General features: G+C 41.2%; 26 protein-coding genes and 1 tRNA gene. 9 read left to right on the top strand and 18 right to left on the bottom strand.

Features of this window, described 5'->3' with window-relative positions:
• Positions 1–26: 26 nt before the first annotated feature.
• The 6 genes from ffh to DUL71_RS19265 all read right to left on the bottom strand — a co-directional run bounded on the left by ffh (position 27) and on the right by DUL71_RS19265 (position 5,721).
• A complete protein-coding gene (gene ffh / locus DUL71_RS19290) occupies positions 27–1,355 on the bottom strand; it encodes a signal recognition particle protein (protein ID WP_114939623.1) in 1,329 nt (442 codons plus the stop codon).
• 169 nt (positions 1,356–1,524) lie between these two features.
• On the bottom strand, positions 1,525–2,547 hold the full coding sequence (locus tag DUL71_RS19285; protein ID WP_223818052.1) for a DUF3078 domain-containing protein: 1,023 nt from the start codon (positions 2,545–2,547) through the stop codon (positions 1,525–1,527).
• A gap of 147 nt (positions 2,548–2,694) precedes the next feature.
• Positions 2,695–3,504 (bottom strand): peptidase associated/transthyretin-like domain-containing protein, encoded by an 810-nt coding sequence (locus DUL71_RS19280; protein WP_161964469.1) that lies wholly within the window; start codon positions 3,502–3,504, stop codon positions 2,695–2,697.
• 134 nt (positions 3,505–3,638) lie between these two features.
• Positions 3,639–4,475: a glucosaminidase domain-containing protein gene (locus DUL71_RS19275; protein ID WP_114939621.1), complete on the bottom strand. Its 837-nt coding sequence runs from the start codon at positions 4,473–4,475 to the stop codon at positions 3,639–3,641.
• 64 nt (positions 4,476–4,539) lie between these two features.
• Positions 4,540–5,079 (bottom strand): glycoside hydrolase family 73 protein, encoded by a 540-nt coding sequence (locus DUL71_RS19270; protein WP_112574193.1) that lies wholly within the window; start codon positions 5,077–5,079, stop codon positions 4,540–4,542.
• Between the two features lie 3 nt (positions 5,080–5,082).
• Positions 5,083–5,721 (bottom strand): O-methyltransferase, encoded by a 639-nt coding sequence (locus DUL71_RS19265; RefSeq protein ID WP_114939620.1) that lies wholly within the window; start codon positions 5,719–5,721, stop codon positions 5,083–5,085.
• Between the two features lie 162 nt (positions 5,722–5,883).
• Between DUL71_RS19265 and DUL71_RS19260 the strand changes: the two genes are divergently transcribed.
• Positions 5,884–6,261 (top strand): GxxExxY protein, encoded by a 378-nt coding sequence (locus DUL71_RS19260; RefSeq protein WP_114939619.1) that lies wholly within the window; start codon positions 5,884–5,886, stop codon positions 6,259–6,261.
• 116 nt (positions 6,262–6,377) lie between these two features.
• Here DUL71_RS19260 and DUL71_RS19255 read toward each other — a convergent pair whose 3' ends face one another.
• Positions 6,378–6,791, bottom strand: coding sequence for an acyl-CoA thioesterase (locus DUL71_RS19255; RefSeq protein WP_114939618.1), 414 nt, complete (start codon positions 6,789–6,791; stop codon positions 6,378–6,380).
• 101 nt (positions 6,792–6,892) lie between these two features.
• Positions 6,893–7,303 (bottom strand): Holliday junction resolvase RuvX, encoded by a 411-nt coding sequence (gene ruvX / locus DUL71_RS19250; RefSeq protein WP_114939617.1) that lies wholly within the window; start codon positions 7,301–7,303, stop codon positions 6,893–6,895.
• Positions 7,304–7,487: 184 nt separating this feature from the next.
• Between ruvX and DUL71_RS19245 the strand changes: the two genes are divergently transcribed.
• The 3 genes from DUL71_RS19245 to DUL71_RS19235 are packed head-to-tail and all read left to right on the top strand — an operon-like array spanning position 7,488 to position 10,647.
• The gene (locus tag DUL71_RS19245; RefSeq protein WP_114939616.1) at positions 7,488–8,633 is read left to right on the top strand and encodes a DNA polymerase III subunit; all 1,146 of its coding nucleotides are present in this window, start codon (positions 7,488–7,490) and stop codon (positions 8,631–8,633) included.
• A 2-nt stretch (positions 8,634–8,635) separates the two neighbouring features.
• Positions 8,636–10,168, top strand: coding sequence for a regulatory iron-sulfur-containing complex subunit RicT (gene ricT, locus DUL71_RS19240; RefSeq protein WP_114939615.1), 1,533 nt, complete (start codon positions 8,636–8,638; stop codon positions 10,166–10,168).
• A complete protein-coding gene (locus DUL71_RS19235; RefSeq protein ID WP_114939614.1) occupies positions 10,165–10,647 on the top strand; it encodes a gliding motility lipoprotein GldH in 483 nt (160 codons plus the stop codon). Before ricT ends, DUL71_RS19235 begins: the two co-directional genes overlap by 4 nt.
• A 6-nt stretch (positions 10,648–10,653) precedes the next feature.
• Here DUL71_RS19235 and DUL71_RS19230 read toward each other — a convergent pair whose 3' ends face one another.
• A complete protein-coding gene (locus DUL71_RS19230) occupies positions 10,654–11,031 on the bottom strand; it encodes a hypothetical protein (RefSeq protein WP_114939613.1) in 378 nt (125 codons plus the stop codon).
• A gap of 113 nt (positions 11,032–11,144) precedes the next feature.
• On the opposite strand from DUL71_RS19230, the gene DUL71_RS19225 reads away from it, so the two are divergent.
• Positions 11,145–11,378 (top strand): hypothetical protein, encoded by a 234-nt coding sequence (locus DUL71_RS19225; RefSeq protein WP_114939612.1) that lies wholly within the window; start codon positions 11,145–11,147, stop codon positions 11,376–11,378.
• Between the two features lie 56 nt (positions 11,379–11,434).
• Entirely contained in the window at positions 11,435–12,805 is a 1,371-nt protein-coding gene (locus DUL71_RS19220) for a DNA recombination protein RmuC (RefSeq protein WP_114939611.1), read from the top strand.
• 154 nt (positions 12,806–12,959) lie between these two features.
• Here the strand turns inward: DUL71_RS19220 and DUL71_RS19215 are convergent, their stop codons facing one another.
• The 3 genes from DUL71_RS19215 to nadA all read right to left on the bottom strand — a co-directional run bounded on the left by DUL71_RS19215 (position 12,960) and on the right by nadA (position 15,936).
• Positions 12,960–13,400 carry a hypothetical protein gene (locus DUL71_RS19215; protein ID WP_114939610.1) on the bottom strand — a complete coding sequence of 147 codons (441 nt, stop codon included), beginning with the start codon at positions 13,398–13,400 and terminating at the stop codon, positions 12,960–12,962.
• Positions 13,400–14,446, bottom strand: a complete 1,047-nt coding sequence (thiL, locus tag DUL71_RS19210; protein ID WP_114939609.1) for a thiamine-phosphate kinase — start codon at positions 14,444–14,446, stop codon at positions 13,400–13,402. Before thiL ends, DUL71_RS19215 begins: the two co-directional genes overlap by 1 nt.
• 497 nt (positions 14,447–14,943) lie before the next feature.
• Positions 14,944–15,936, bottom strand: a complete 993-nt coding sequence (gene nadA, locus DUL71_RS19205; protein WP_112576082.1) for a quinolinate synthase NadA — start codon at positions 15,934–15,936, stop codon at positions 14,944–14,946.
• Positions 15,937–16,343: 407 nt separating this feature from the next.
• Here nadA and nadB point away from each other — a divergent pair, with 407 nt between their 5' ends.
• Positions 16,344–17,936 carry an L-aspartate oxidase gene (gene nadB / locus DUL71_RS19200; RefSeq protein ID WP_114939608.1) on the top strand — a complete coding sequence of 531 codons (1,593 nt, stop codon included), beginning with the start codon at positions 16,344–16,346 and terminating at the stop codon, positions 17,934–17,936.
• Between the two features lie 137 nt (positions 17,937–18,073).
• Here the strand turns inward: nadB and DUL71_RS19195 are convergent.
• A tRNA-Gly gene (locus DUL71_RS19195) sits at positions 18,074–18,146 on the bottom strand.
• An 84-nt stretch (positions 18,147–18,230) separates the two neighbouring features.
• Between DUL71_RS19195 and DUL71_RS19190 the strand changes: the two genes are divergently transcribed.
• Positions 18,231–18,743 carry a gamma carbonic anhydrase family protein gene (locus tag DUL71_RS19190; RefSeq protein WP_112576080.1) on the top strand — a complete coding sequence of 171 codons (513 nt, stop codon included), beginning with the start codon at positions 18,231–18,233 and terminating at the stop codon, positions 18,741–18,743.
• On the opposite strand, the gene DUL71_RS19185 is transcribed toward DUL71_RS19190, so the two are convergent.
• The 5 genes from DUL71_RS19185 to DUL71_RS19165 all read right to left on the bottom strand — a co-directional run bounded on the left by DUL71_RS19185 (position 18,733) and on the right by DUL71_RS19165 (position 25,400).
• A complete protein-coding gene (locus DUL71_RS19185) occupies positions 18,733–20,373 on the bottom strand; it encodes an Ig-like domain-containing domain (protein WP_114939607.1) in 1,641 nt (546 codons plus the stop codon). The two genes, DUL71_RS19190 and DUL71_RS19185, sit on opposite strands and share 11 nt — an antisense overlap.
• A 115-nt stretch (positions 20,374–20,488) precedes the next feature.
• A complete protein-coding gene (gene mnmG, locus DUL71_RS19180) occupies positions 20,489–22,351 on the bottom strand; it encodes a tRNA uridine-5-carboxymethylaminomethyl(34) synthesis enzyme MnmG (RefSeq protein WP_114939606.1) in 1,863 nt (620 codons plus the stop codon).
• A gap of 285 nt (positions 22,352–22,636) precedes the next feature.
• The gene (locus DUL71_RS19175) at positions 22,637–22,882 is read right to left on the bottom strand and encodes a CBU_0592 family membrane protein (RefSeq protein ID WP_114939605.1); all 246 of its coding nucleotides are present in this window, start codon (positions 22,880–22,882) and stop codon (positions 22,637–22,639) included.
• Positions 22,882–24,747: a ribosomal protection-like ABC-F family protein gene (gene abc-f, locus DUL71_RS19170; protein ID WP_114939604.1), complete on the bottom strand. Its 1,866-nt coding sequence runs from the start codon at positions 24,745–24,747 to the stop codon at positions 22,882–22,884. Before abc-f ends, DUL71_RS19175 begins: the two co-directional genes overlap by 1 nt.
• A complete protein-coding gene (locus DUL71_RS19165) occupies positions 24,744–25,400 on the bottom strand; it encodes an oxidoreductase (protein ID WP_114939603.1) in 657 nt (218 codons plus the stop codon). The genes abc-f and DUL71_RS19165 overlap by 4 nt, the downstream gene beginning before the upstream one ends.
• An 81-nt stretch (positions 25,401–25,481) precedes the next feature.
• Here DUL71_RS19165 and DUL71_RS19160 point away from each other — a divergent pair, with 81 nt between their 5' ends.
• Complete coding sequence (locus DUL71_RS19160; protein ID WP_114939602.1) at positions 25,482–26,192, top strand: pirin family protein; 711 nt, start codon at positions 25,482–25,484, stop codon at positions 26,190–26,192.
• Positions 26,193–26,239 lie beyond the last annotated feature (47 nt).

Below are 26,239 nucleotides of genomic sequence, written 5' to 3'. Positions count from 1 at the left end.
TTTTATAATTCAGATAAAAAGTTGTTTTACATCTTCGGCATCCTGCGCATCATGTTGGCCATTGCTGCGGGGTTGCTCATTTGCTTCATCACCTTTTTCATATCATCAAACTGCTTCATTAAGCGGTTTACTTCCTGTATATCGGTACCCGAACCTTTGGCTATGCGGTTACGGCGACTTTGATTGATTGTTTCAGGATTTTCTTTTTCAAACGGGGTCATTGATTGGATAATAGCCTCGATTGCTTTGAAAGCGTTATCATCAACCTCAACATCCTTCATCATTTTACCAACTCCAGGAATCATGCCCATCAGATCTTTCATGTTACCCATTTTCTTGATCTGCTGGATCTGGCCGTAAAAGTCATTAAAGTCGAACTTGTTTTTGCGGATCTTCTTTTGTAGTTCCGCAGCTTCCTTCTCATCAAATTGCTGCTGCGCGCGTTCTACCAACGATACCACGTCACCCATGCCCAGAATCCTTGACGCCATACGATCAGGGTGGAAAACATCAAGCGCTTCCATCTTTTCGCCGGTACCAATAAATTTGATAGGCTTGTTAACAACCGATTTAATAGATAATGCAGCACCACCACGGGTATCACCATCTAACTTGGTTAATACAACACCGGTAAAGTCAAGGCGATCATTGAACACCTTGGCAGTATTCACCGCATCCTGACCGGTCATGGAGTCAACTACAAACAGGATCTCATGTGGTTTCACCGCATCTTTTACCTGTTCAATCTCCACCATCATGGCCTCGTCAATAGCTAAACGGCCGGCGGTATCTATAATTACCACGTTGTTGCCGTTTTGCTTTGCCTGTGCTATACCTTCGCGGGCAATAGCCACAGGATCTTTCGAATCGCGGTTAGCATAAACCGGGATACCTATTTGCTGTCCCAATACCTCCAGCTGGTCAATAGCCGCAGGGCGGTAAATATCATCAGCAACCAGTAAAGGCTTTTTGTTGCGTTGTGTTTTTAAGTAATTGGCAAGCTTACCGGTAAAGGTGGTTTTACCAGCACCGTTCAAACCTGCAATTAATATAATGGTAGGCGTGGCCGGGAAGTTCAGATCGGCAGTGGTACCACCCATCAAGCTGGTAAGCTCATCGTTCATGAGCTTGGTAAGCAACTGGCCCGGCGAAATAGATGTTAATACATTATTACCGAGCGCCTTTTGCCTAACATCATCTGTAAATGCTTTGGCGGTTTTATAGTTTACGTCGGCGTCAAGAAGGGCCTTGCGGATCTCCTTCATGGTTTCGGCCACGTTTATTTCTGTAATTGTTCCCTGACCCTTCAGGACCTTGAACGCCCTGTCGAGTTTATCCGAAAGATTTTCAAACATTATATTAAAAAACTTTAATCTTTTTTATAAGGATACAAAGGTATGATTTTGAACTATATTAACTCAATTACTTGGCACATTAACTTATAGCCCAATTGCACTTTCTGCAAACAAAACAGGCTTCATAAATATGAAGCCTGTTAATGTTATTAATATTTTACAAAATCCGTTACGGGAACCGGTATAGCATCCCCAGTCCAATACCTTCATAGCCCTGGGCCGCAGAGGCGGTGTGTTTATCGTAAAGCAAGGTTCCGTTAACTGTTGCACTAATGAGCCTGTTAACCTTTGCCGATAATACCAAATCGACACGGTGCGTGATAAATTTGGGTGATTGCGCATAGGGAATAAACAGCGCGTAACGCGTATTAAGGTGAATGTTTTTAGCAATATCTTTATCAAACAGGGCTACGATCTGGAATGCCAGATCATTCTTCACCGTTTTTAATGTATCCACACCATAGTTATCTGTTTGGAATTTATGAATGGCGTGATCAAGTACAAAAGTTTGTCTTGCGGTACCGGTACCTAAACGCAAATCGAACCAACTTTTTGGCTTATACTCAAAACCGACAGATTCGGTTAAGTAGCCCGGTGACATGAAATTGGATATATACTGCGGCGTAAATGTTCCGTTGCCATTATCAACGTAATTAAACCCTTTATCAAACTGCGACTCGAAGGTTAACGCGCCGAAAAAGTACCAGCTTTTTGATAATTGAGAAGCTACTTTGTTGTCAAAATAAATACGGTCCTGCGTTTTACGCTTGCCCTGGCCTTTGTTTTTTGATACACCGTAAGTGAGGTTTAGCTCGGATACATAACTGAATGGAGCCTTGTTATATTCTGTATGGTAAATAAAGTTTGAGCCCAAAGCTACCGCGCTTACACCACCCGCCGCGTAATTGTTACTAAACGCCGACTGGCTAAAATTGAGGCCAAAAGTAACGGCTTTTTTCCAGTAGTTTACTTTGTAGTCGAGCATGGTTACCGGTACCATTTCGCGTTGAATTTGTATGGGCCGAACCCGGGTTGGGATAGCGTTTTTGCGGGAATTTATCCGGTATTTATTGAGTACCGCGGTGTCTATTTTAACAGTGTCTTTTTTCAGGGAATCCGTTTGTGCCCTGGCTGGCAAAATACACGTGACTAATAATGCAAGTAATAGAAATCCAGGTAGTGTTTTAAACATAGTAAACAAATTAAAGCAAAAAATCTTCTTTTTTACCTACAATAAACAAAATTGTTGCCCCATGGTTTAATCAGGTTAACGACTTTGACGCAAAAATATTGGAATTATCGGATATTAAAATGAACCTTTTATTAAGGTTTATCAAAGTTAATCCTTACCCAAATCCTTCTTGCTGTCTTCGGGGGTAACAAGAGGGGTAAGCGAATACGGGCGTTTTTTATACTTTAAAAAACGGTTAAGGTTGGTTTTAATAGAGGCTATAAACTCATAATCGCTCGCGGTTTTTACCAGGTAATAGCCGGGACGGTACCTCAGCATAAAATCGGTAAGCTGCTGATCTTTCAGGTTAGTTATAGCCCCTACGTAGGTACGGTTAAAGCGGTAGTCGATAACGTTTTGCTGGTAATCTTTTTCGATAGTTTCACGAAGCTTGGCGGCATTCCGTCCACTGCGGCTTAGCGCATTATAAATGGCATCAATGCTTAAGCCAGCTCCGCCGGGGCCAAAGCTCAGCAAATCTTTATTATTGAGCGGACCGAAGATCCTGGTATAGTCGTTTTTGGTAGCAGCCAGCCGTTTTTGTGGGTTAAGCAAAGTATCGCGTACAATAACTTCCTTAAGCTGTATGGCCGTACGCTTCATGTACACAGCCAACGATTCGCCGCCTTGAATTTTTAAGGTATCGGGATGATGGTCGGATTTAGTAAAAACAAGCACATCGCCCGGCTGGGCTTCTATTTTAAATTCGCCTTTAAAAGTGTTGTAAATGGATTTGCCGGTTGTGATGTTCTGTACATTTACTTTGGCTATCCGATCCTTGCTGTCTTTATCAAACACAACCCCGTCAACCGTTTTTTGCTGGGCAAAAACATTAGCTGCAGGCAGCGCAAAACATATCAAGAGCGTCCACAATTTCATTGAGTAGGCAAAAATACGTGTTGCACAACGGGTAATCATATAATTTAACAACAATTAACTTTTAAGGGGGGAGACAGAATCAAGATGTCAGGAGTCAAGATACAAGACAAAGTGGAGTGGGTTGCTTCCTCTTTCTTCTTGATTCTTGAATCTTGCCGTCTTGGCTCTATTCCTTACTTGACTACAACAAGCTTCTGGCCAATTTTAATGCTGTTGTCGTTCATACTGTTTAACGCCCGCAGGTCGTCGACAGTTATTCCAAAACGTTTAGAAATGTTGTATAGTGTATCGCCCTGTTTAACGGTGTAGATCTTATCGTCGGGCGGGGTTTTGGATAGGGTATCCTGCGCGGGTTTATTGATGTTGTTATTGATCTGGGTCAAAACACGGTCTTCCCGTTTAATTTTGGCTATTTCACCTTCAGGGCGATCATATTGGGCCAGGTTGTATTTTTCAATGATATTGATCAGCAGCTGAGGGTAATTTGGATTGGTTGCATATCCTGCCTTTTTTAAGCCATAAGCCCAACCTTTATAATCATCCTTATCCAGCTCAAAAAGCTTGGCGTAGTTTTTACGTTTTAAAAAGTTGGAGTGGTCACGGAAAGAATCTTCGGGGTTATCATAAACACGAAAACAATCGTTCACGTTGTCATCATCCTTGTAATAGCTTTTGCCTGCCCAGTCGCTGGTGCATTTTATGCCGAAGTGGTTATTGGCATATTTAGCCAGATCGCTGCTACCGGCACCCGATTCAAACAGTCCCTGGCCAAGAGTAATACTAGCCGGGATACCATACTGGTTCATTTCCTGTATGGCAATAGCTTTAAAACGCTCAATATATTCTAAAGAAGTGTATGATTTGTAGTTAGCAACGGCATCTTTATTTGCATTTTGAATACTGTTGTTATTCCGCCGGGCATCGCGGTTTGATACAGTCGACGTTTTTTTACGGGCAGAGCACGAACTGAAGCAGGCTACAGCAATAAACAGGTATATAATTTTTCGCATTATGCTTAAATCTTATTGAGTGGCATATAAATAGGGGCCAAATTAAGATTTATAAACGTAAATATTATTGTTTAGTTGTCGCGTCGGCCAGTTGCGTTTGGGTTGCCGGGTTTTCGTCAAGTTCGTTAAGGTCATATTTATTAATAATACCTAATACCTGCGCGGCCCATTTGCGGCTGCCTGCATAACCGGCACGCTGAATACCTTTTGCCCATCCTTTATAATCATAATGGGTAAGCGCGTCGGCCAGGTGGCTGAACTGTTTACGCTCGGTCATGATACGGGCAAAGTCCTGGAATGAATCAAAAACCGAATCGTATTTTTTGTATGAAGTACGGACTTTTTTGTTGTGTTTGGTATAAACTACAGTGTTGTAACCTTTTACTCCAAACTGGTTATTAAGGTTTTGTGCGATGGTGCTGTTACCGCAGCCCGATTCGTGCATGGCTACACCTAAAACGATGCTTGCCGGGATTCCGGTTTCGTGCATGATGCGAATGGCATCATCTTTGAATTTATCAATGTACGATAATGAGGTATTTTTCTGTGCTGAAGCAGCTAATGTTGAAATCAACAGTGTTGTAATCAGTAAGATTTTCTTCATAATTTATTTTTTTCTGATAACCAGCAGCCCGTCGCGTACTGGCAGGATCAACTTTTCTATCCTGCTATCAACAGCTATCTGGTCATTTAGTTTGCGGATTCCTTCAGTATCGGCATCTTTTTCGTGGCCGTATACCTTTCCCTTCCACAAAACATTGTCAATTATTATTAATCCTCCGGATCTGACTTTGTCAAAAACTAATTGAAAGTAAGTATAATTATTCTTTTTATCCGCATCTATAAACACCAAATCGAAAATATCTTCCTGTAAATCAGCAATAATGGTCTCTGCAGGCCCAAAATGCAGTTTTATTTTATTTTCAACATCTGTTAGTTTAAGGTGTGAATTGATGATTTCCTCCATCTCGCGGTTAACCTCAATGGTATGGAGGATGCCATCTTCGGCCAAACCTTCGGCCAGGCAAATAGCAGAGTATCCTGTGTAGGTACCTATCTCCAGGATGCGCTTAGGCTGTACCATTTTGCTCAAAAAACTAAGCAAACGGCCCTGGTAATGTCCGGATAGCATGTTAGGTTTTAACACCTTGATATGCGTTTCGCGGTTGAGCTTTTTAAGCACTTCCGGCTCCGGGTCGCAATGGTCATCTAAGTAAGCCAATAAGGCATTAGGGAGAATATCCATGGCGCAAAGATAAACAAAAACCTTGATTTTCTTGATTTAAGGATTTCCTGATGCTTTACATCGCTCCATTTTGAACCTTGATTCGCTTGATTAGCGTATTTCCTGATGATTTTTGGATGCTTATTTTTGATGTTATATTTTTAATTTGATTTTAACCTTATCATGAAATACAAAGAGCTTACCGAAAAGATAATAGGCTGCGCCATGCGGGTTCATAATACACTTGGCAATGGTTTTCAGGAGTTGATTTATCAGCGAGCATTGGCTTTAGAATTAGCTAAAGCTGATTTGAAATTTGCCGAGGAACTTGAAATGATCATTTATTATGACGGTGTTAATATAGGAAAACGCAGGGTAGATTTTTTTATTGAAGGATGTATTATGGTTGAAATAAAAGCCATCATATCCCTGGAAGAAGTACACCTTGCTCAAGCCATGAATTATCTCGAAGCTTACAAAATGGAAATAGGGTTGCTCATAAACTTCGGTTCAAAAAGCTTGCAATTTAAACGAGTTCATAATAACAACCCTATCTTCTAAATTTATCTACCTACTCAAGAATTATCTTCGGATCAAAAAGTTTACAATTTAACCCACATAGAAATAATCTCCGATTATCTAAATCCATCTATCAGGAAATCCTTAAATCAAGTAAATCAGGGTTCCAACGTTGGTCTATCTTTTATCTGCTCCAAAATTATCTCCGGCAAATAAGGCCTTCCGCCGGCTGAGATACAGGTACCGGTAAATACGCCTGTGGTCATAACTTTGCCACGACAGGTAATAGTTTGTTTAAAATGTAAACGGGGCAGGCCTTTGGCATCGGCATACAGATCGCAGCTTACGGTAAATTCATCGCCGCTTTTTAGCGAGCGTACAAATTTTATTGAGTATTCTGATAACACCATGTTTACGCCCAAATGTGCCTGTTCTTCAAAATCAAAGCCAAGTACTTCGCGGATAAAATCGTGGCGGCACCATTCCATATAAAAAGGATAGTATAACCCATCCATGATATTTTGAACGTCAATATGTTCTTCTTTTACAGTATAAGTTTTAGTAAAGCTCATTTGCAGCTTGTTTTTAACGGTTGATTAAAGGATATAGTAACGAGAAACAGCACCACAAATTACAGTCCATGAAGAAATTCTTTCATCATGCAAATCATGGTTCAGAATCTTGTCCCCATCCAGCTTTGCAGTAAAATCACGGCCGATATGGTATCTACCAGCTCCTTGTTTTGACGGTTCTTTTTGTTCATGCCGCTTTGCGCGATAGTTGCCGAGGCCATTTTAGAGGTAAAACGTTCGTCAACCATTTCAATAGGCATTTCCGGGAAAGTTTTCTTCAACAGGTTTACGAAGCCCTTTACGTGCACGGCCGATTGTGAAGGGGTATTATCCATCTGCTTGGGTTCGCCCACAATAAAACGCTCTACCTGTTCGGTCTGAAGATATTTTTTTAAAAACTCGATGATACTGTTGGGGTGGATATTATCAAGGCCGGTCGCGATGATCTGCAGGGGGTCGGTAACCGCTATGCCGATGCGCTTGGTGCCATAATCAAATGCCATTACTCTCATTTAGATGTGAGATATTAGATGTGAGACGTGAGATTTCATTTGGTAAAGATAGGTGATGTATGATTAGATGTATGGTTTTGGGTTTTTTATATCTCGCTTTCTTTAATATAAACCAACCTCATTCCTTTCTCAAATCTCACATCTAATATCTCACATCTAAAATCTAATTACTATTTTGCACCAAATGCAGTTTAAAGAAATAGTAGGACAGGAAGCAATAAAGCAACGTTTACTTAACACGGTGAGCGAGAACCGGGTAAGTCACGCGCAATTATTTTTGGGCCCCGAAGGTTCGGGCAGCCTGGCGCTTGCTGTTGCCTATGCTCAGTATCTATCCTGCGAAGATAAACAGCCAGCTGATTCATGTGGTGTATGTTCTTCATGCAGAAAGTATCAAAAACTTATGCATCCCGATCTGCATTTTTCGTACCCGTTCTTCGCTAAACATAAGGATGATACGGCGCTTACTTTTATTGAGCAATGGCGCGGAGCTTTAACCACCAACCCGTATTTAAGCCTTGATATTTGGCGCGGATATTTGGATGCCGAAAACAAACAGGCCAACATCAACATTGCCGAATGCCACCAGATCATCAAGAAATTAAGCTTTAAACCATTTGAATCGGAATACAAGATCCTGATCCTGTGGTTGCCCGAGTACTTGGATAAGGAGGGCAACTCGCTGCTTAAAATTATTGAGGAACCGCAACCTAACACCCTGTTTTTATTAGTTGCCCAAAACCAGGATCAGATCCTGAATACCATATTATCACGTACGCAGCTGGTTAAAATACCATCGCTGGAGTACGATGAAATTAAAGAACATTTAATAAGCTCCCATCACCAAACCGAAGAGGCCGCTGCTGAAATAGCCTATTTGAGCAATGGCAACATGACCGAAGCTTTGGCCATGTTGCAGCAAGACAACAAAAGCTATCATGAGCTGTTTGTTCAGTGGTTGCGCTATTGCTTTGGCAATAAGGGCATCGAGGTGATGGCCTTTGTTGAGCAGTTTGCCAAAATGGGGCGCGAAAACCAAAAGAATTTTTTGCGTTACGGCACAAGCTTTATCCGCGAGTGCTGTTTGCTGATTGCAGGAGCAGGCAGCCTGGTACATTTGCCGGCTAAGGAATTGGATACCGCTCAAAAAATGAGCAACGTGCTGAGTATTGGCAAATCGCAAATGATTATTGATGAGCTGGAAAAAGCGCATTATCACGTGGAGCGAAACGCTAATCCTAAAATCTTATTTTTAGATGTATCTTTACAAATTATTAAAATACTAATTAATAAAAATGTCCCTGCGGGGAATCAATATATGCCAAGTTAATTATGGGATGTGGAAGTTGCTCAACAGGTGGCGGATGTACGCCTGCGGGCTGCAAAAGTAACGGCAGTTGCCTTACTAATGGTTGCAGCAAATTAGATGTTTACGATTGGCTATCCCACATGGATATGCCGACTAACTATAAGCCTTTTCAGGTAATTGAAGTTAAGTTTAAAGGCTCGCGCAAAGAGTTTTATTTAAACAACGATAATATATACCTCGAATCAGGAGAGTTAGTAGCTGTTGAAGCTACTACCGGCGGTTATGATATAGGCCACGTTTCGCTAACCGGCGAACTGGTGCGCATGCAAATGGTTAAACGCCACGTGAAGGAAGCTGATGTGGTTAAAAAGATCTATCGTAAAGCTACCGTTGCCGACGTTGACAAATGGAAAGCCGCCAAAGATATGGAATGGGAAACCATGCACAAATCGCGCAAGCTGGCACTTGACCTTAACCTGAGCATGAAGCTGAGCGACGTTGATTACCAGGGCGATAAAACCAAGGCTACATTTTATTATACAGCCGAAGGCCGTGTTGATTTCAGGGAACTGATCAAGAAAATGGCCGAAACCTTCCGCATCCGTATCGAGATGAGGCAGATAGGTATGAGGCAGGAAGCAAGCCGCCTGGGCGGTATCGGCTCATGTGGCCGCGAACTGTGCTGCTCAACCTGGCTTACCGATTTTAAAACGGTATCAACTTCGGCCGCCCGTTATCAAAATCTTTCATTAAATACCCTGAAGCTGGCAGGCCAGTGCGGCAAATTAAAATGCTGCCTTAACTACGAGCTGGATACTTACATGGATGCATTAAAACATATCCCCGATAATGTAAACATACTCAGAACCCAAAAAGGTGATGCCCGTCTGCAAAAAACCGATATCTTTAAAAGGATGATGTGGTTTAGCTATCCTGGAGAAGAATCATGGGTTCCGCTGCCAATAAAAAAGGTTAAAGAGATCCAGCAGCAGAATAAAGATGGCGTGATTCCTGAAGATCTGGGCGAAATTGTTGTGGTTGAAGCAGCACCAGCAAAAGTACTTGATTACGAAAACGTTGTTGGTCAGGATAGTCTTACCCGTTTGGATGAGCGCCGCAATAACAATAAAAAGAAGAACAAAAACCGCAATAAAAACCAAAAACCCGGAGGTCAGGCACAAGCATCAGAAGGTAAACCGGCTAATCAACAGCAGCAACGCCCGCAGCAGCCTCAGCAAGGCTCTGGCAATCAGCAGGAAAAACCGGCACAACAACAACGTCCTGAAGGGAACCGGCCTCAACAAAACAACAAGCCACAGGGAAACCGTCCTCCTCAGCAAAATAAACCGCAGGGAGAAGGAAAACCACAGGGTGAAGCTAAACCACAGGGTGAAGCTAAACCACAAAAAGAAGGAAGACCACAAGGTGAACCAAGACCTCCGCAAGGTGAGGGAAAACCACAAGGTGAAGGCAGCGGTAATAATAACAGGCGCCGCAGGCCAAACCGCCCAAACCGGAATAATAACAACAACAATCAACAGGCAAAACCTGAATGAAACGGGCTTTAAATATTATTTACCCGGCAGCATTGTTACTGATAACGATGTTTGCCGGGTCTTGTACCGATCCTAACAGTATCATTGATACCAACACCGAAATTGCCGATCACAACTGGTCGTACGTTAACCGCGTAAATTTTGATGTTAAAATTAATGATGAAAAAGCAGCCTATAACCAGTACCTCAATTTGCGGGTAACAGGCAACTACAAATACTCCAATATATTCGTTTTGGTTTACCAGACAACGCCTGATAAAAAAACACAAACTACTCGTTTTGAAGTAAAACTGGCCAATCCTGATGGCGAATGGCTGGGCAAAGGATCGGGCAATTTATACAGCTATCAAGTACTTTTGCGCAAAAATTATCATTTCCCTGCAAAAGGCGTTTACCGGTTTCAGATAGAGCAAAACATGCGTGATAACCCGCTGCATGAAATCAGTGATGTAGGTCTACGGGTAGAAAAAGCTCAATAATCCGGCTTAAGGAATATCATAAGTTAGAGTAACCGAACCATGGGTAACTATTTCCCTGTCTGTATCCTGTACAACTACTTTGTCGTTATCGGAAATTTTGTAGGTTACTGTATTGGAAACATCTGACGCGACAACCAATGTCACTTCGTCATTTTGGTTCAGTGTAGTGGTATAACTATACGAAGATCCCTGCACAACGGCTTTCGCATCAACTATTTTAGGCCCACTATCCGTTGTTTTATATACAGATAATGAAACATTAAAAGCATCTGCTCCGCTTACCGTAACTTTTATGGTGTGTGGCTGCGGTGGTTGATCCGTGCTCTTTTTTGAGCATGATACAAATAGCACGCTTATTAGTAGCCCGTAAATCAGTTGCTTCATAATTGGTTTTTATTTGTGAATATGCTTAATTTATACCAGTCAACAAAATTTGCTTTTAACTTACCGCAACAAAACTGAACTATTTAATAACCGTTAAACCATAAACATCACTTATGAAAAAATTCATTTTTCTGTTTTTAATTACTGTTACAATAGCGTTTACAGCCTGCCACAGCAACGATAAAAACCCAAACCGTACAAATGATACCAGCGCGGCGAAAGGCAGCGGCGGCCCCGCCGATTCAACCAAAACTACAACATCCGGAAACAGTGCATCTACACCTAACTCATCTGATACTACAACACTTGGTGCAGATACAGATTCGGCTGTACACCCGGTGCATTAATTTATTAGCATTTATTAAAATTAATACTTTACTTTGCTAATATTTTTATCAAATAAATGACTGGTATTATATTAGTATTTGTATCGCTGATCATCCTGCTGATTGCTGTTTTTTTATTCCTGAAAAAGCCAAAAGCGGTTGAGCTGATCTCTGCCGAAGAGCTGAATAAACTTCGTTATGATCATGATCAGCTTAAAATTTTATTGGCCAAAGCCGAAGAAAAATCTAACGGCTTAGCTGCTGAAAAAGAAAGCATTACCAACTTTTTAAAGGAGGAAAAGAACCGCCTGATTGATGAGCTTTTATACGAGCGCTCCCAGCTGGCACAGGCCAATCAATCCTTAGAAAGTGCCCGGGCCTATTATAAATCGCAGCAGGAAAAACTGCAGGAGCAAAAAGCAGAAATAGAACAGATCCGTACGCAATTTCAGCGGGAATTTGAAAATGTGGCCGAAAAGCTGCTTAAAGAAAAATCGAAAGAATTTACTGATATCAACCGTAGTAATTTAGATGTTATCCTTAACCCCTTAAAGGAAAACCTGAAGGCTTTTGAGGATAAGGTAGAGAAGGTTTATAACATGGAAGCCGCGGAACGAAACACGCTTAAAGGCGTGATCACCCAGCTGATGGACCTGAATAAACAGATCAGCGATGAGGCACAAAACCTAACCAAAGCACTCAAAGGCGATAACAAAAAGCAAGGCAATTGGGGCGAGATGATCCTGGAGCGGATCCTGGAGCGCTCAGGCCTGGTTAAAGATCAGGAATACCGGATTCAGGCCGCTATGCAGGCTACCGATGGTACAAGATATCAACCCGATGTCATCATCGATTTACCGGATGATAAGCACCTCATTATCGACTCCAAAGTATCGCTCATAGCCTATGAAAAACTGGTTAATGCCGATACCGAGGACGACCGAAAACTCTTCGCAAAGGCTCATGTTGAATCCATTCGAGGCCATGTGGCCGGCCTTTCTGCCAAAAAATATCACGATTTGTATAAGATCAATTCCCCTGATTTTGTGTTGCTTTTTGTGCCGATAGAGTCCTCATTCAGTATAGCGGTACAACTTGATAATGAATTGTTTAATTACGCCTGGGACAGGAAAGTAGTAATCGTTAGTCCGTCGACATTATTGGCAACGCTGCGTACAATTGCCAGTATGTGGAAACAGGAACGTCAAAACCGTAATGTACTGGAAATAGCCCGCTTGAGTGGTGATATGTACGATAAATTTGTCGGCTTTTTAAGTGATATGGATAGCATTGGCAAAAACATTAATCAAACACAATCCTCCTATAATAATGCTGTCAATAAGTTATCGGAGGGTAGGGGTAACCTTACCATTACCGCCGAAAAGATCAAGAAACTTGGTGCTAAAGCGGATAAGCAAATAGATCAGAAGTTTATTGGGGAAGAGTAAATAAGTAATAAAATTGCCACATAAAAACCATGTCATTGCGAGGTACGAAGCAATCGCATGCTATACAGAGCGGCTCTACTTCCGTGCGATTGCCACGCTTCGCTCGCAATGACATAAAATATTTCGGAGCCGAGCGGTGGCTAAGTTTTCTTTTTTAATTATACTTCCGTTCAAACCACCAATCTGCCTGCTTGGTAAACATCAGAGCCCATCCCCATAGCTCAACAATAATCTCGGCGAAGGTTAAAATGATAAGGTAAACCGGCATTTGGATAGCCTTTTTTGCAACGCTGCTATCATGCAAAATCCCAAAACTATACAACAATGACGATCCCAGGAAAAATACATTCAGCAGTATCAAAACCGAAAGGATGATCCTCGCCCATTTTTTTCCTTCACCGGTTACAAAAACCAGGAAGCCAACGGCAAAAAATACAAACAGGATAGCCGAAAAATTAAACCCATCGAGGTAATTGTTAACCGTTTGGATCAGTAAACCCAGGTAAAGCAATAAAATTCCCTTTACAAATATCACCGGCGGCTTGCCATCGGGATGGTTGTTAAGGTAAAATTTATCAAATGCTCCCTGTAACATTATTCTGCTTTTTTAAACGCGTTCCAACCCTGGGCTTTCAATTCATGAACAGTGCCACTTTTGGTGATCAGGTTACAACCGGCCGATGGCTCGGTGATATACCCGATAATGCTGATATCCATTTTAAATTTGATCTTATCGTAATCGGCCTGCTTTACGGTGAACAATAATTCATAATCCTCACCGCCGCTTAAGGCACAAATAGTGGGGTCGAGGTTAAATTCGCGGGCGGTTTCAAAAGTCATCGGATCAAGCGGAATTTTCTCTTCGTACAGGTTACACCCCTTATTACTTTGCTTGCAGATATGCAGTAACTCAGAAGCTAAACCGTCGGATACATCGATCATAGCAGTGGGTTTAACCTCTATACTTTTCAATAGTTCAACCACATCACGGCGCGCTTCGGGTTTGAGCTGACGTTCAACAATGTAGTCCTTACCTTCCAGATCTGGCTGAATATTAGGATTTTCCAGGTAAATCAATTTTTCACGCTCCAACAGTTGTAAACCGGTATAGGCACCCCCCAAATCTCCGGATACACAAATCAAATCACCTTCTTCGGCACCGTTACGGTACACAATATCAGCTTCATCGGCATAGCCAATTGAAGTTACACTGATAACCAATCCTTGTTTTGAAGCGGTAGTATCACCACCTATCAAATCCACATTATATTTTTCACAGGCGATATAAATCCCCTGGTAAAGCTCCTCAATGGCTTCGAGCGGAAATTTGCTCGACATGCCGATAGATACAGTGACCTGCGACGCTATGCCATTCATCGCATAAATATCACTCAGGTTTACTTGTATCGCTTTGTAACCCAAATGTTTAAGCGGCGTGTAGGCCAAATCAAAATGGATCCCTTCCAACAGCATATCGGTACTTACCAGCACTTTTTTGCCGGCAAAATCAAGTACCGCGGCATCATCGCCAACGCCCTTTTTTGAGCTTTCGTTGGTGAGCTTGATATTTTTGGTGAGATGACCGATAAGGCCAAATTCGCCAAGCTCCTCTAAATTGGTTCTATCCTGATTTTCAAACATATTTAACCCTTTAAATTTCTCCGCCGAAGGCGGAAAAACTTTTAAATTTTTTATTCTTTACATTTTGGGCCGCAACCCGGTTTACTCCATCCGCCGAAGGCGGGAAAAATTTTTTGGATTTTTAGGCTACTTCAAGCTTCAGACCTCCAATTACCCAGAAATTGGGCTACAAATATATCGACGCCTATCCCTGTTTGCAGCTTATCCCCACCTTATACTTTTTAACAATAATGTGGATAACCCAATTTTCCGGGCCGCAACCTGTCTACATTATATCCGCCTTTGGCGGAAAAATTTTTTATGATTTTTAGCCTTTTTACCAGCCTGAAGGCACTTTTCCAGTAAAAATACCTTCATTTTTATGCCTCCGGGTTTTCCACAATTACCCGGTTTATAAGTTTTACCAAGAGGCCATCTCACCAACAAAAAATCAGTAAAATCAACCTCTATATTTTCAGACTTACGAAGTTTTAAAAACTTCGTAAGTCTTTATTCTTCTACAATCCCAACTGGGCCGAAATTTCAAGCATGCGCTCTATTGGTTTTACCGCTTTTTCAATAATATGCTCTGGTACAATTACCTCAGGCGTTTCATTTTTCAAACACAGGTACAATTTTTCCAATGTGTTACGCTTCATATGCGGACAATCGTTACATGCGCAGTTGTTATTTGGCGGCGCCGGAATAAATATTTTATCCGGATTTTCCTTCTGCATCTGGTGTAAAATACCCGATTCTGTTGCTACAATAAATTCCTTATCCTGGCGGCTGCCGGCATATTTCAAAATACCGGTTGTTGAACCAACATAATCGGCCATTTCCAGGATAACATCCTCGCACTCAGGGTGCGCCAGCAGTTTTGCTCCCGGATGCCTTTCTTTCAGCTTAGTGATTTTTTCTCTCGAAAATATCTCATGCACCATACAGGCACCGTTCCACAATACCAGGTCGCGACCGGTTTTCTTGGCTACATACGCGCCAAGGTTTTTATCAGGACCGAAAATGATCTTCTGATCCTTCGGTAAGCTCTCCACAATCTGTACGGCATTGCTTGATGTACAAACAATGTCAGTTAAAGCTTTCAGTTCGGCCGTACAGTTTACATACGTGATCACCAGGTGATCGGGATAGTTTTCCTTAAACTTTTTAAACAAGTGAGGCGGGCAACTATCTGCTAATGAACAACCTGCCTTCATATCCGGCAGCAAAACCTTCTTTGTTGGCGACAGGATCTTGGCTGTTTCTGCCATGAAATGTACGCCTGCAAAAACAATGATGTCGGCATCCGTTTTGGCAGCTTGTTGGGATAATCCCAAACTATCGCCAATGTAATCGGCAATATCCTGTATATCACCGTCCTGGTAATAGTGCGCCAGGATCACCGCATTTTTTTGCTTTTTTAATTTTTCAATTTCCGCGAAAAGATCAAGCGTCGGATCAATTTCTTCATCCACGTATCCTTTCAGATTTATTTCTTCGAAGGTATTCATTTCCACAATTCAATTAATAACAACTAATTTTTAATATAAAAAGACTTATTGTTTATTGGGGTGTTGGTAATGTGCAAAAGTCGGAGTAATTTTTGTTTTAAAAGTTAGTTTTCACAATTTATTAACACTTATAAACATTTTTCCACCAAAAGTATGCTGATTTTTAGATATCTGTGACAATCAATTTTTATTTGAAAAAGTTTTATGTTAATATTTTCAGGGTTGACAAAATGTTAGCTTTATGACTAAAGTGTCGGAAAAGTCGATCAAAAAATATTGATATTCGACCTGAGAAAGGGAGTTATACACACTGTAAACTATTTTTCACTTTTTGTTTACATAAACTTAACAGGTTTTACAGCTGTTATTAACATTAGTACTACTTTTACACACATTTCATATAAAACATGACCCGAACTGTTGATTTCCTTGTAGTGGGTTCAGGAATTGCCGGATTAAGTTTTGCGCTCAAAGCCGCGAAGCGTGGTAAGGTTCTGATAGTTACAAAATCTAACGAAGATGAATCCAACACCAAATATGCCCAGGGAGGCGTTGCGGTGGTTGTGGATAAAAAAGAAGATTCTTTTGAAAAACATATCCAGGACACCTTAATAAGTGGAGATGGCCTTTGCGACCGTGAAGTTGTTGAAGCTGTTGTTAAAGAAGGTCCGGCGCGTATTAACGAAATAATTGATTACGGAACCAATTTCGACAAGACCAATGAAGGCGTTTATGACCTGGCAAAAGAGGGTGGACATTCTGAGTTTCGTGTACTACATTATAAAGATGTAACTGGCTGGGAGATAGAGCGTTCGCTTTTAGAAGAAATTCATAAAAACCCTAATATTGAGATACTTACGCATTATTTTGCTGTCGATTTGATCACACAACACCATTTAGGTGAGCTGGTGGGTAAATCAAGTACCGATATTACCTGCTTCGGGATTTATGCCTTTAATACAGAGACCAAGATTGTTGAAAAGATCCTTTCGAAGGTTACAGTAATGGCTGCAGGTGGGGCAGGGCATATTTATGCGGTTACCACAAACCCAACCATTGCTACCGGTGACGGCATCGCTATGGTTTATCGTGCGAAGGGTAAAGTACGTAATATGGAGTTTATGCAATTCCACCCTACAGCCTTATATAATCCTGGCGAATATCCATCATTCTTGATATCTGAAGCTGTACGTGGTTTTGGAGGTGTGTTGAAACGTACCAATGGTGAAGAATTTATGCACGAGTATGACGAGCGTAAATCATTAGCGCCCCGTGATATTACGGCAAGGGCTATCGATGCCGAGATCAAAAAATCTGGTGAAGACTTTGTTTATTTGGATGTTAGGCATCGCAGTAAGAAGGATATCCTGAACCATTTCCCTAATATTTATGCTAAATGCCTGGAAATCGGTATCGATATGACCAAGGATATGATCCCGGTTGCGCCGGCCTGTCATTATATGTGTGGCGGTATTTTGGTTAACCATGTCGGTCAATCGTCTATATTAAGGTTATATGCCTGCGGCGAATGTTCGTCAACAGGCCTGCATGGAGCAAATCGTTTAGCTTCAAATTCGTTATTGGAGGCACTGGTTTTTGCGCATCGTATTTATGAAGATGCCATTACCCAATTTGAAAATAACGTGATCCCGGATAATATTCCTGACTGGGATGAGAAAGGTGTTCAGCTGTCAAATGAAGATATCCTGGTGACCCACAACGTGCGCGAAATGCAGAAGTTAATGAATGACTATGTGGGTATTGTTCGGTCTGATTTCAGGCTGGATAGGGCCTTGCGCAGGTTGAAATTATTATATGAAGAGACTGAAGATTTCTATAAAAAAACAAAGCTTTCTGTAAAACTTTGCGAGCTGCGCAATCTGATACAGGTTTCATTTATTGTAGTAAAATCGGCTATGCTACGTAAGGAGAGTAGGGGGTTACACTACACTACTGATTATCCTGAACATGCTGATAAGGTACAGGATACGGTGTTTTAAAATAGTATTATACACTACGTCATTGCGAGGTACGAAGCAATCCCCAATAAGCAGAGTAGCTAAGCAAGTTCCTCTGTATAGTTTGGGATTGCTTCGTACCTCGCAATGACGATTATTTAAGAAAAATTTTGTGAGTGAGCGAAAAACGGGATTCGAACCCGCGGCCTTCAGTTTGGGAAACTGACGCTCTACCGACTGAGCTATTTTCGCTTATTTTATATTCAAACATAACTAAAATTTCGGATTTCGGAATTTAGATTTCGGATTTTTAAATTACCATTTAATAATTAATCTATGCCTGTTATTTTGCCTGTGAAGGATAAAAGCCCTGTTTGGGGTAATGATTGTTTTATTGCCGAAAACTGTACTATAGTTGGGGATGTGGTGATGGGTGATAATTGTTCGGTATGGTTTAACGCCGTGATCCGCGGCGATGTACACTATATTAAAATAGGTAATAATACTAATATTCAGGATGGCGCGGTGATCCATGCTACTTATTTGAAAGCTCCAACCAATATAGGTAACAGTGTTTCTATTGGGCATAACGCGCTTGTACACGGCTGTACTCTGCACGACCATACTTTGGTAGGCATGGGTGCTATTGTGATGGATCACGCGGTTGTAAATGAGTTTGTGATCATAGCTGCAGGTGCTGTGGTGTTGGAAAATACCATCTGTGAGTCAGGGTATTTATATGCCGGTATTCCTGCAAAAAAAATAAAGCCCCTTACTGATGAGCAAAGGGCTATGTTGAAGCAATTGCCTCAAAATTATATTATGTACTCCGGCTGGTTTAAGGAGTAACTTTTTCTTTTGGAATAGTGACCGTTTCTTCGGCTTCCCAGTTTGGCCGCAGGGTGATGAGTTTTTCGTTCAGCCAGATATTTTCGGGTTGCCGTTTTAGCTTTACGTTACCGCTATCCCATTTACCGTTTTTGTTTTCATCATAAATGATCCTGACGTAATATTTGGCTGCCAAAATACCCTTATAAACCAGCGAGGTACTTTTAGTAATGGCATCACTTTGAATAAGCTTTTTGTCTTCGCTTAAAAGCTCAACGACATATGCTTTTGCCGTATCGGGAACGGTTAGCTTCACAGTAAGCTGGCTATAATTGTCGAGCTTATTGATTTGGAATTTTTTGGATAAGCGTTTATTCTTATCGCCGTAAATATCGGTTAAAGCGCCATCGTTAATTATCAGTTCATATTTACTGTTTTCGCGCCAGCGGTATTTTATATTAAGCAGTTTATAGTTTCCCGTATCTTTTTGGATGGTATAATCGCTTGTGGCAACCGAATCCTCATTTAAAGTGATTTGAGATTGGTCGAAGTTTTCAATAGGTATGCTTGCGGTAACTACCAGGTTGCCGCCCGGTTTTAATTTACTGTCGTTACCAATATTGTAGCTTGCTGTTAAAGTGCGTGTAAAGCTTTCGTTTTTACGTTTTAGCTGGTAAATGGTATCTATCGCTTTACCTTTATCAAATATGGCTACCCGTAGGGAGTCAAAGTTCATGTTGCGCAGGTAAACAGATGCGGTATCCTTGGTACGGGAAAAGGATACTTGTTTCCGGTTATCTACATCAGAAGGGTAGAGGATCTTAACGGCCGGCTGCGTTAAACCTTTATTGAAAACCAACAGTAATTTTCCGTCGGTATCAAAACGCTTTTCTGATACCCTGAATTTTTCGGGATCCTGCTTAAATAAGTTTAATTGGATGTTTGATGTATCAGCCCTAAGATGGATCGGTTTTTTAAGGAAAGCGATCAACTCATCATCTCGGTTAAATATTTTATCCGGGCTTGCTTCTTTCAAAGCGTAGATGCGGTAGTCGTCTTCGCGTAAATTATTCAACGCGAAATTTCCTGATGAATCCGTAAGTGCGAAAATGGATGGCTTCTTTTTTCCGAAGAGTGTATCCTGTTTCACCGGGAAAATAAATACCAGTACGTCTTTCTCTTTTTCCTGGGTGAGCGTGTTGGTGACAGAACCGCTAATGCTTAACGAGTCGATATGACTGCCTGTCGAAAAAACGTAAGTGAAATTTTTCAGGATGTTACTTTCGTTCACATCTTGTATCGCCTTCCCAAAATTGATAACGTAAGTTGTATTTTTCAGAAGGGTGTCTTTAAACTCGATTTTTAATTTTCTTTTGTTGGATGAGTACTCGGGTTGCTTCTCCATAGCCGGGCTCATGCTGATCTCCTGGTAAGCGTTGGTGAGTTTGATAAACTCGTCAAATTCCAGGTCGATTTGTTTGGCATTAAAATTCCTGGTTTTATTTCCCGGAATTGCCTTCACTAATTTGGGCGGAGTCTGGTCGCGCGGCCCTCCTTGCGGTGGTTGCTGGGCCGCGCATCCAAAAATGAATAAAACGATAAAAATCAGTAACGAATTTTTGTAAAAAATAGCCGATTTTGTATTTAACATGGTTTTTAGGCGATATAAGCGATTTTTATGTTTTTATAACAAGTACTATTAAAAATTAAAAATAATCGATTTTAAAGGATATTTTGTAATTAAATAATTATCAGTTATTTACGTGTTATCTTGATACGTGAATCATTAAAACAGAGATATCGGATGGTGAAACGCCAGAAATTCGTGATGCCTGACCTAAAGTGCGTGGTTTTATCCGCATTAATTTTTCGCGGGCCTCTTTTGACAACGACACCAAAGTGTGATAATCAAAATTTGGATTGATCTCACGGTCTTCCATTTTTTTCATCTTGTCTACAATCTCCATCTCTTTGATGAAATAACTCTCATATTTGATTTTTATTTCAGCCTGTTCAATAGTTTCTTTATCATAGGCCGAAAGCAGTTCGGCCAAGGGGGCGTCTGCTTTTTTAAGATCATCAAAAGTTACCTGCGGACGGCTCAGTAAATTGAATAGCTTGTTGCTTTGAGTAAGAGCGCTGGTGCCTAATTCTTCTAACAAGCCGTTTACTGTTGATGGATCGATTGACTTGCTTTTGGTATAAGCTACAATATCGTCGGAGTTTTTTATTTTCTGATTAACTTTTTCCAGACGCTCATCACTGATCAGGCCTAACTCATGACCCATAGGCGAGAGCCTGATATCAGCATTATCCTGGCGTAATAACAAGCGGTGCTCAGCTCTTGAAGTGAACATGCGGTAAGGCTCTTCAGTGCCTTTTGTCACCAGGTCGTCTATCAAAACCCCAATGTATGATTCTGATCTTTTCAGGATCAATTCATGTTTATCATTAATTTTTTGGTGTGCGTTGATACCTGCAATGAAGCCTTGCGAAGCAGCTTCTTCATAACCGGTGGTACCGTTGATCTGGCCGGCAAAGTACAGGTTACTGATCTGTTTGGTCTCCAGCGTTAAACCTAATTGTGTAGGAGGGAAGAAATCGTATTCAATTGCGTAACCTGGTCTGAACATTTTGGCATTCTCAAATCCTGGAATTTTAGTGAGTGCCTTGTATTGTACGTCCTCGGGTAGTGAGGTTGAGAAGCCATTTACATAGATCTCAACTGTATTCAATCCTTCCGGTTCAACAAAAATTTGGTGACGGTCGCGCTCAGCAAAACGGTTGATCTTGTCTTCAATTGATGGGCAATAACGGGGGCCTAAACCTTTAATTCTACCAGTAAACATTGGCGATTTTTCGAAGCCTTCTTTCAAAGTTTCGTGTACATCGGTATTGGTATAGGTAATCCAGCAGCAGCGTTGCTCTTCTATAAAAGGTACATCGGTGAAAGAAAATTTGCCTCTTACAGGGTCACCCCATTGCTCTTCCATCAGGCTATAGTTTAAACTGCGACCATCTACACGGGGTGGGGTACCAGTCTTCATACGGCCCGCTTCAAACCCTAATTCAACCAATTGCTCGGTTAAACCAGTAGCTGCTTTTTCTCCCGTACGACCTCCGCCAAACTTTTTTTCGCCGATATGGATCACACCATTCAGGAAAGTTCCGTTGGTTAATACCACTGCATCCGCTTCAATTTCGATGCCTATAGAAGTACGTACACCACAAACGGTGTTATTTTTTACTAATAATGAGGTTACGGTATCCTGCCAAAAATCAACATTAGGAGTACGTTCTAAGGATAAACGCCACTCTTCGGCAAACCTCATGCGGTCGCTTTGAGCACGTGGGCTCCACATTGCAGGGCCTTTTGACTGGTTAAGCATCCTGAATTGGATAGATGTTTTATCAGTTATAATGCCCGAATATCCACCCAGCGCGTCAATCTCACGTACTATCTGTCCCTTGGCCACACCGCCCATAGCAGGGTTGCAGCTCATCTGAGCAAGAGTACCCATATTCATGGTTATCAGTAAAACTGATGAACCTAAGTTGGCAGCAGCAGCGGTAGCTTCACAGCCCGCATGCCCGGCACCAACTACAATTACATTATATTTCCTAAACATTTTATCCTCCTTGTTCCGTTTTTAGAAGTATCAAGTAATAAGTTCTAAGCCTACTTGATTTTTGGCGTTCTACTCCGACTTGATTGTTCCACGTGGAACGTTTTTTTAAAGTATTGAGTGGGGTTTTATGTTGATTATTTTCGACCTGAAACCTCACCTTGTTAAGATGTTCCACGTAGAACATCTGTATGAATTTAATGCTGAAGTTTATTGACTTTTAACTTTTGACTTTTAACTTTTGACTTGGTGCTTCAGACTTATTAATGAACTACAAAATTACCTCATCTAAGCAGATGTTCCACGTGGAACTCTGAATAATGATATTAAAGCTACAATTGCCCAAATGCTTTCTAATACTACAAAAGGGTAGAAGCTGATCATATATGAAGCATAGCCGCAGGTACCGGCTCCTATGAAATTCATTAAGCTGTAAAGCTTGCTCTGGGCTGATAGTTTGCCGGCTAAATTCAATAGGAATGCAATCAAAAGTATGATTACACCCGTTGTAGCTATGATATCTGATGGTTTCATTATCCTTCGTTTAACTCGGTTAATTCCATCCAGCGGGCGCTTTTATCGTCCAGTTGTTTATTTAAAACCTCTATTTGTTTTAATATCTCATCAAGCTTTTTAGGATCGATGCCTATTGTATCAAGTTGTGCAGTTTTATCCTTTATACTTGCTTCAATAGTGTTTATCTCGCCTTCTATGTTTTCTAATTCCTTTGCTTCTTTAAAGCTTAACTTGCTCTTTTTAGCTGCTGAGGTAGTTGTTTGAGCTACGGGAGCAGGTTTCTTAGCTTGTTGTTTGGCTTCTTCCAATTCCAAACGATATGATGAATAGTTGCCATTAAAGATCCTTACATGGCCTTTTTCTTCCATGATGAAAAGCTGATCGGTTAATTTATCCAGTAAATACCTATCGTGCGATACCATCATTAATACCCCGCCGTAATTGGTCAAAAACTCTTCCAGTACGTTTAAGGTATCAATATCCAAATCATTAGTAGGCTCATCCAGTATCAGGAAGTTCGGGTTCTTCATCAGGATGCTCATCAATTGCAAACGTTTCTTTTCGCCACCGCTTAGCTTTGATATAAAACCATATTGCTTGGCAGGAGGGAAGAGAAACAAGGTAAGTAATGCAGAAGCCGAAATAGTTTTACCATCGGCCATGGTAATAAACTCCGCAACGTTCTTTACTATATCAATAACACGCTCATCATCCTTAAAAGTGATACCTGCCTGGTGAAAATAGCCTATTACAGTTGTTTCTCCTTTTACTACGGATCCTTTATCGGGCTGTAAAGCGCCGGTAATGATGTTTAATAGTGTTGATTTACCGCTACCGTTTTTACCGGCTAAACCAATCCTATCGCCTTTTTTAAATATATAGCTGAAGTTATTGATATAGGTATTACCATTGAACGACTTGTACAGGTTGTCCATCTCCATGATCTTGTTGCCCTGGCGTGCTGTTTTAACACTCAGTTCAACTTTATCACGGATACCGCCGTTCTTGGTTTTCTCCTCTAAGTCGTAATAGGCATCAATACGCGCTTTAGATTTAGTACCACGGGCCTGGGGCTGGCGGCGCATCCATTCCAGCTCTTTCCTTAATAGGTTTGAGTTTTTCTGAAACGCTGCTTCATCTGCTGCTTCACGTTCGGCTTTCTTTTCGAGGTAATAACCGTAGCTGCCGTTATAGGGCTGAATTTTGCCACGATCAATCTCCAATATCTCGTTACATACATTATCCAGGAAATACCTGTCGTGGGTAACCATTAAAATGGTTTTGTTTCCTTCCGTTAATAATTTCTCCAGCCATTCGATAGTATCAATGTCCAGGTGGTTGGTAGGCTCGTCCAGTATATAAACTTCAGGATCTTCAATAAGCAGCTTGGCTAAAGCCAAACGTTTCTTTTGGCCGCCCGATAGGGTAGTGATGTGCTGATTGAGGTGATGAATATCTAAACGGCCTAAAATGGTCTTGATCTTGTACTCATATTCCCAGGCGTCAACCTCGCTCATCTCTTCCATTACCTTTTCAATGGCCTTGGTATTTTCAGGATCGTTCTCCATCAACTCCTCATACCTGCGGATCAGTTGCTGCTGCACATCATCGGCATGAAAAATATAGTCGCTGATGGTAACCGCGTTTTTGAAGTTTGGATCCTGCTCCAGGTAACCCATATTAAGGTCACGGGCCTGTACTACTTTACCTTCGGTAGGTTTTATAGTACCACCTAATATTTTTAAAAGGGTTGATTTGCCGGCACCATTAACGCCTACAAGAGCAACCTTACGGCCGCGGTTAATACCTATGGTTACATTTTTAAATAACCAGTTGTCATGAAATTGATGGCCAAGGTTCTCGGCAGAAAGATAAGTACTCACGATAGTTGTTTTATTTTATCCGACTCGTATATAAATACACCAGTCGCGTTTTTTATTGATTGTTGATACATGGCCGTAGCAACCGTAGATGCCGCTATGCTTCGGTATTTTTTCCAGCTGACAAAAAGCAGTGGATTTACCACTTTCATTAAGCCATTGACAAATTTCTCCATCGGCCTGCTTTCTTGCCTGTCACCGGCTAAAAAGGATGGTCTGTAAATATGTACAGCGGGTATCCCTACAGCACTTATATCGGCTTCGGTTTCACCTTTGGTTTTAGTATAGAAATTAACTCCGTTTATATCGGCTCCTATTGATGAAACTAAATGATATTGTTCAATCCCGTTTTGTTTAGCTAATTGCGCCAGTAATAACGGATAATCATGATCAATCTTGCGATAAATAGTTAAATCGGGCGTTTTCTTTTTGGTTGATCCTAAACAACAAAACAAAGCATGGCCAGTCAGCTCTTGCTGGTATGTTTCGGGCTGTTCAAAGTCGATAACAAGCTGCGTTAATTTATGATGCTGAACTGGCAACTTTTTTCTGACCAGGATCAATACTTCATCATAATAGGCTTGTTCCAATAAAATTTGCAGGAGGTGACTGCCAATAAGTCCGCTTGAGCCTGCAATCACAGCTTTTTTTGCCATTACTTATTGATTTTCCGCAAAAATACGCATAATTAAATTGTGGAATAAATATTGTGTGTTTAAACATATATTTTAAATAACATGAAAACAATATTTTATCCCGAAGCAGAACGCGGACATAACGATATAGGCTGGTTAAAAGCAAATTTTTCATTCAGCTTTGCATCTTATTACAACCCGGAGAAAATGAATTTTGGCGCATTGCGCGTATTAAATGATGATATCATTGCAGCCGGTCGTGGTTTTGGTAGCCACCCTCATGATAATATGGAAATTATCACTATACCTTTAAAGGGAGGGTTGGAGCATAAAGACAGCATGGGCAATACCGGTGTAGTTAATGCCGGCGAAGTACAGGTGATGTCGGCCGGGACAGGTGTTTATCACTCGGAATATAACGCTTGGCATAAAGAAGCGGCCAATACCCTGCAAATTTGGCTGTTTCCTAAAGAAAGAAATATTCAGCCCCGTTATGACCAGATGAGTTTTAAAGACAGGTTTAAATTGAATGAGCTAACCACCCTGATCTCTCCCGAAAAAAGTAACAACACACTCTGGATAAACCAGGATGCTACATTTTCAATGGGAGAGTTTGAGGCCGGGCAAACCATTAACTATGACATTAAAACTGAAGGCAACGGTGCTTATGTGTTTGTATTGGATGGAGTGGCTAAAATAAACAACCAGGTTTTAAACAAAAAAGATGCGCTGGGCGTTTATGATACAAGTTCACTTACAATTATAACCGAAGAGCCCTCCAGTTTCCTGATCATTGACGTACCAATGTCGTAATCAGTATTTACCTAAGTCCAGAAAGTGAATATTACTGAAAGTTCAAA

The organism is Mucilaginibacter endophyticus, from assembly GCF_003351025.1.
Taxonomy (GTDB): domain Bacteria; phylum Bacteroidota; class Bacteroidia; order Sphingobacteriales; family Sphingobacteriaceae; genus Mucilaginibacter; species Mucilaginibacter endophyticus.
Note: the sequence above shows the minus strand (reverse complement) of the source record. Positions and strands in the feature narration are given on the sequence as shown.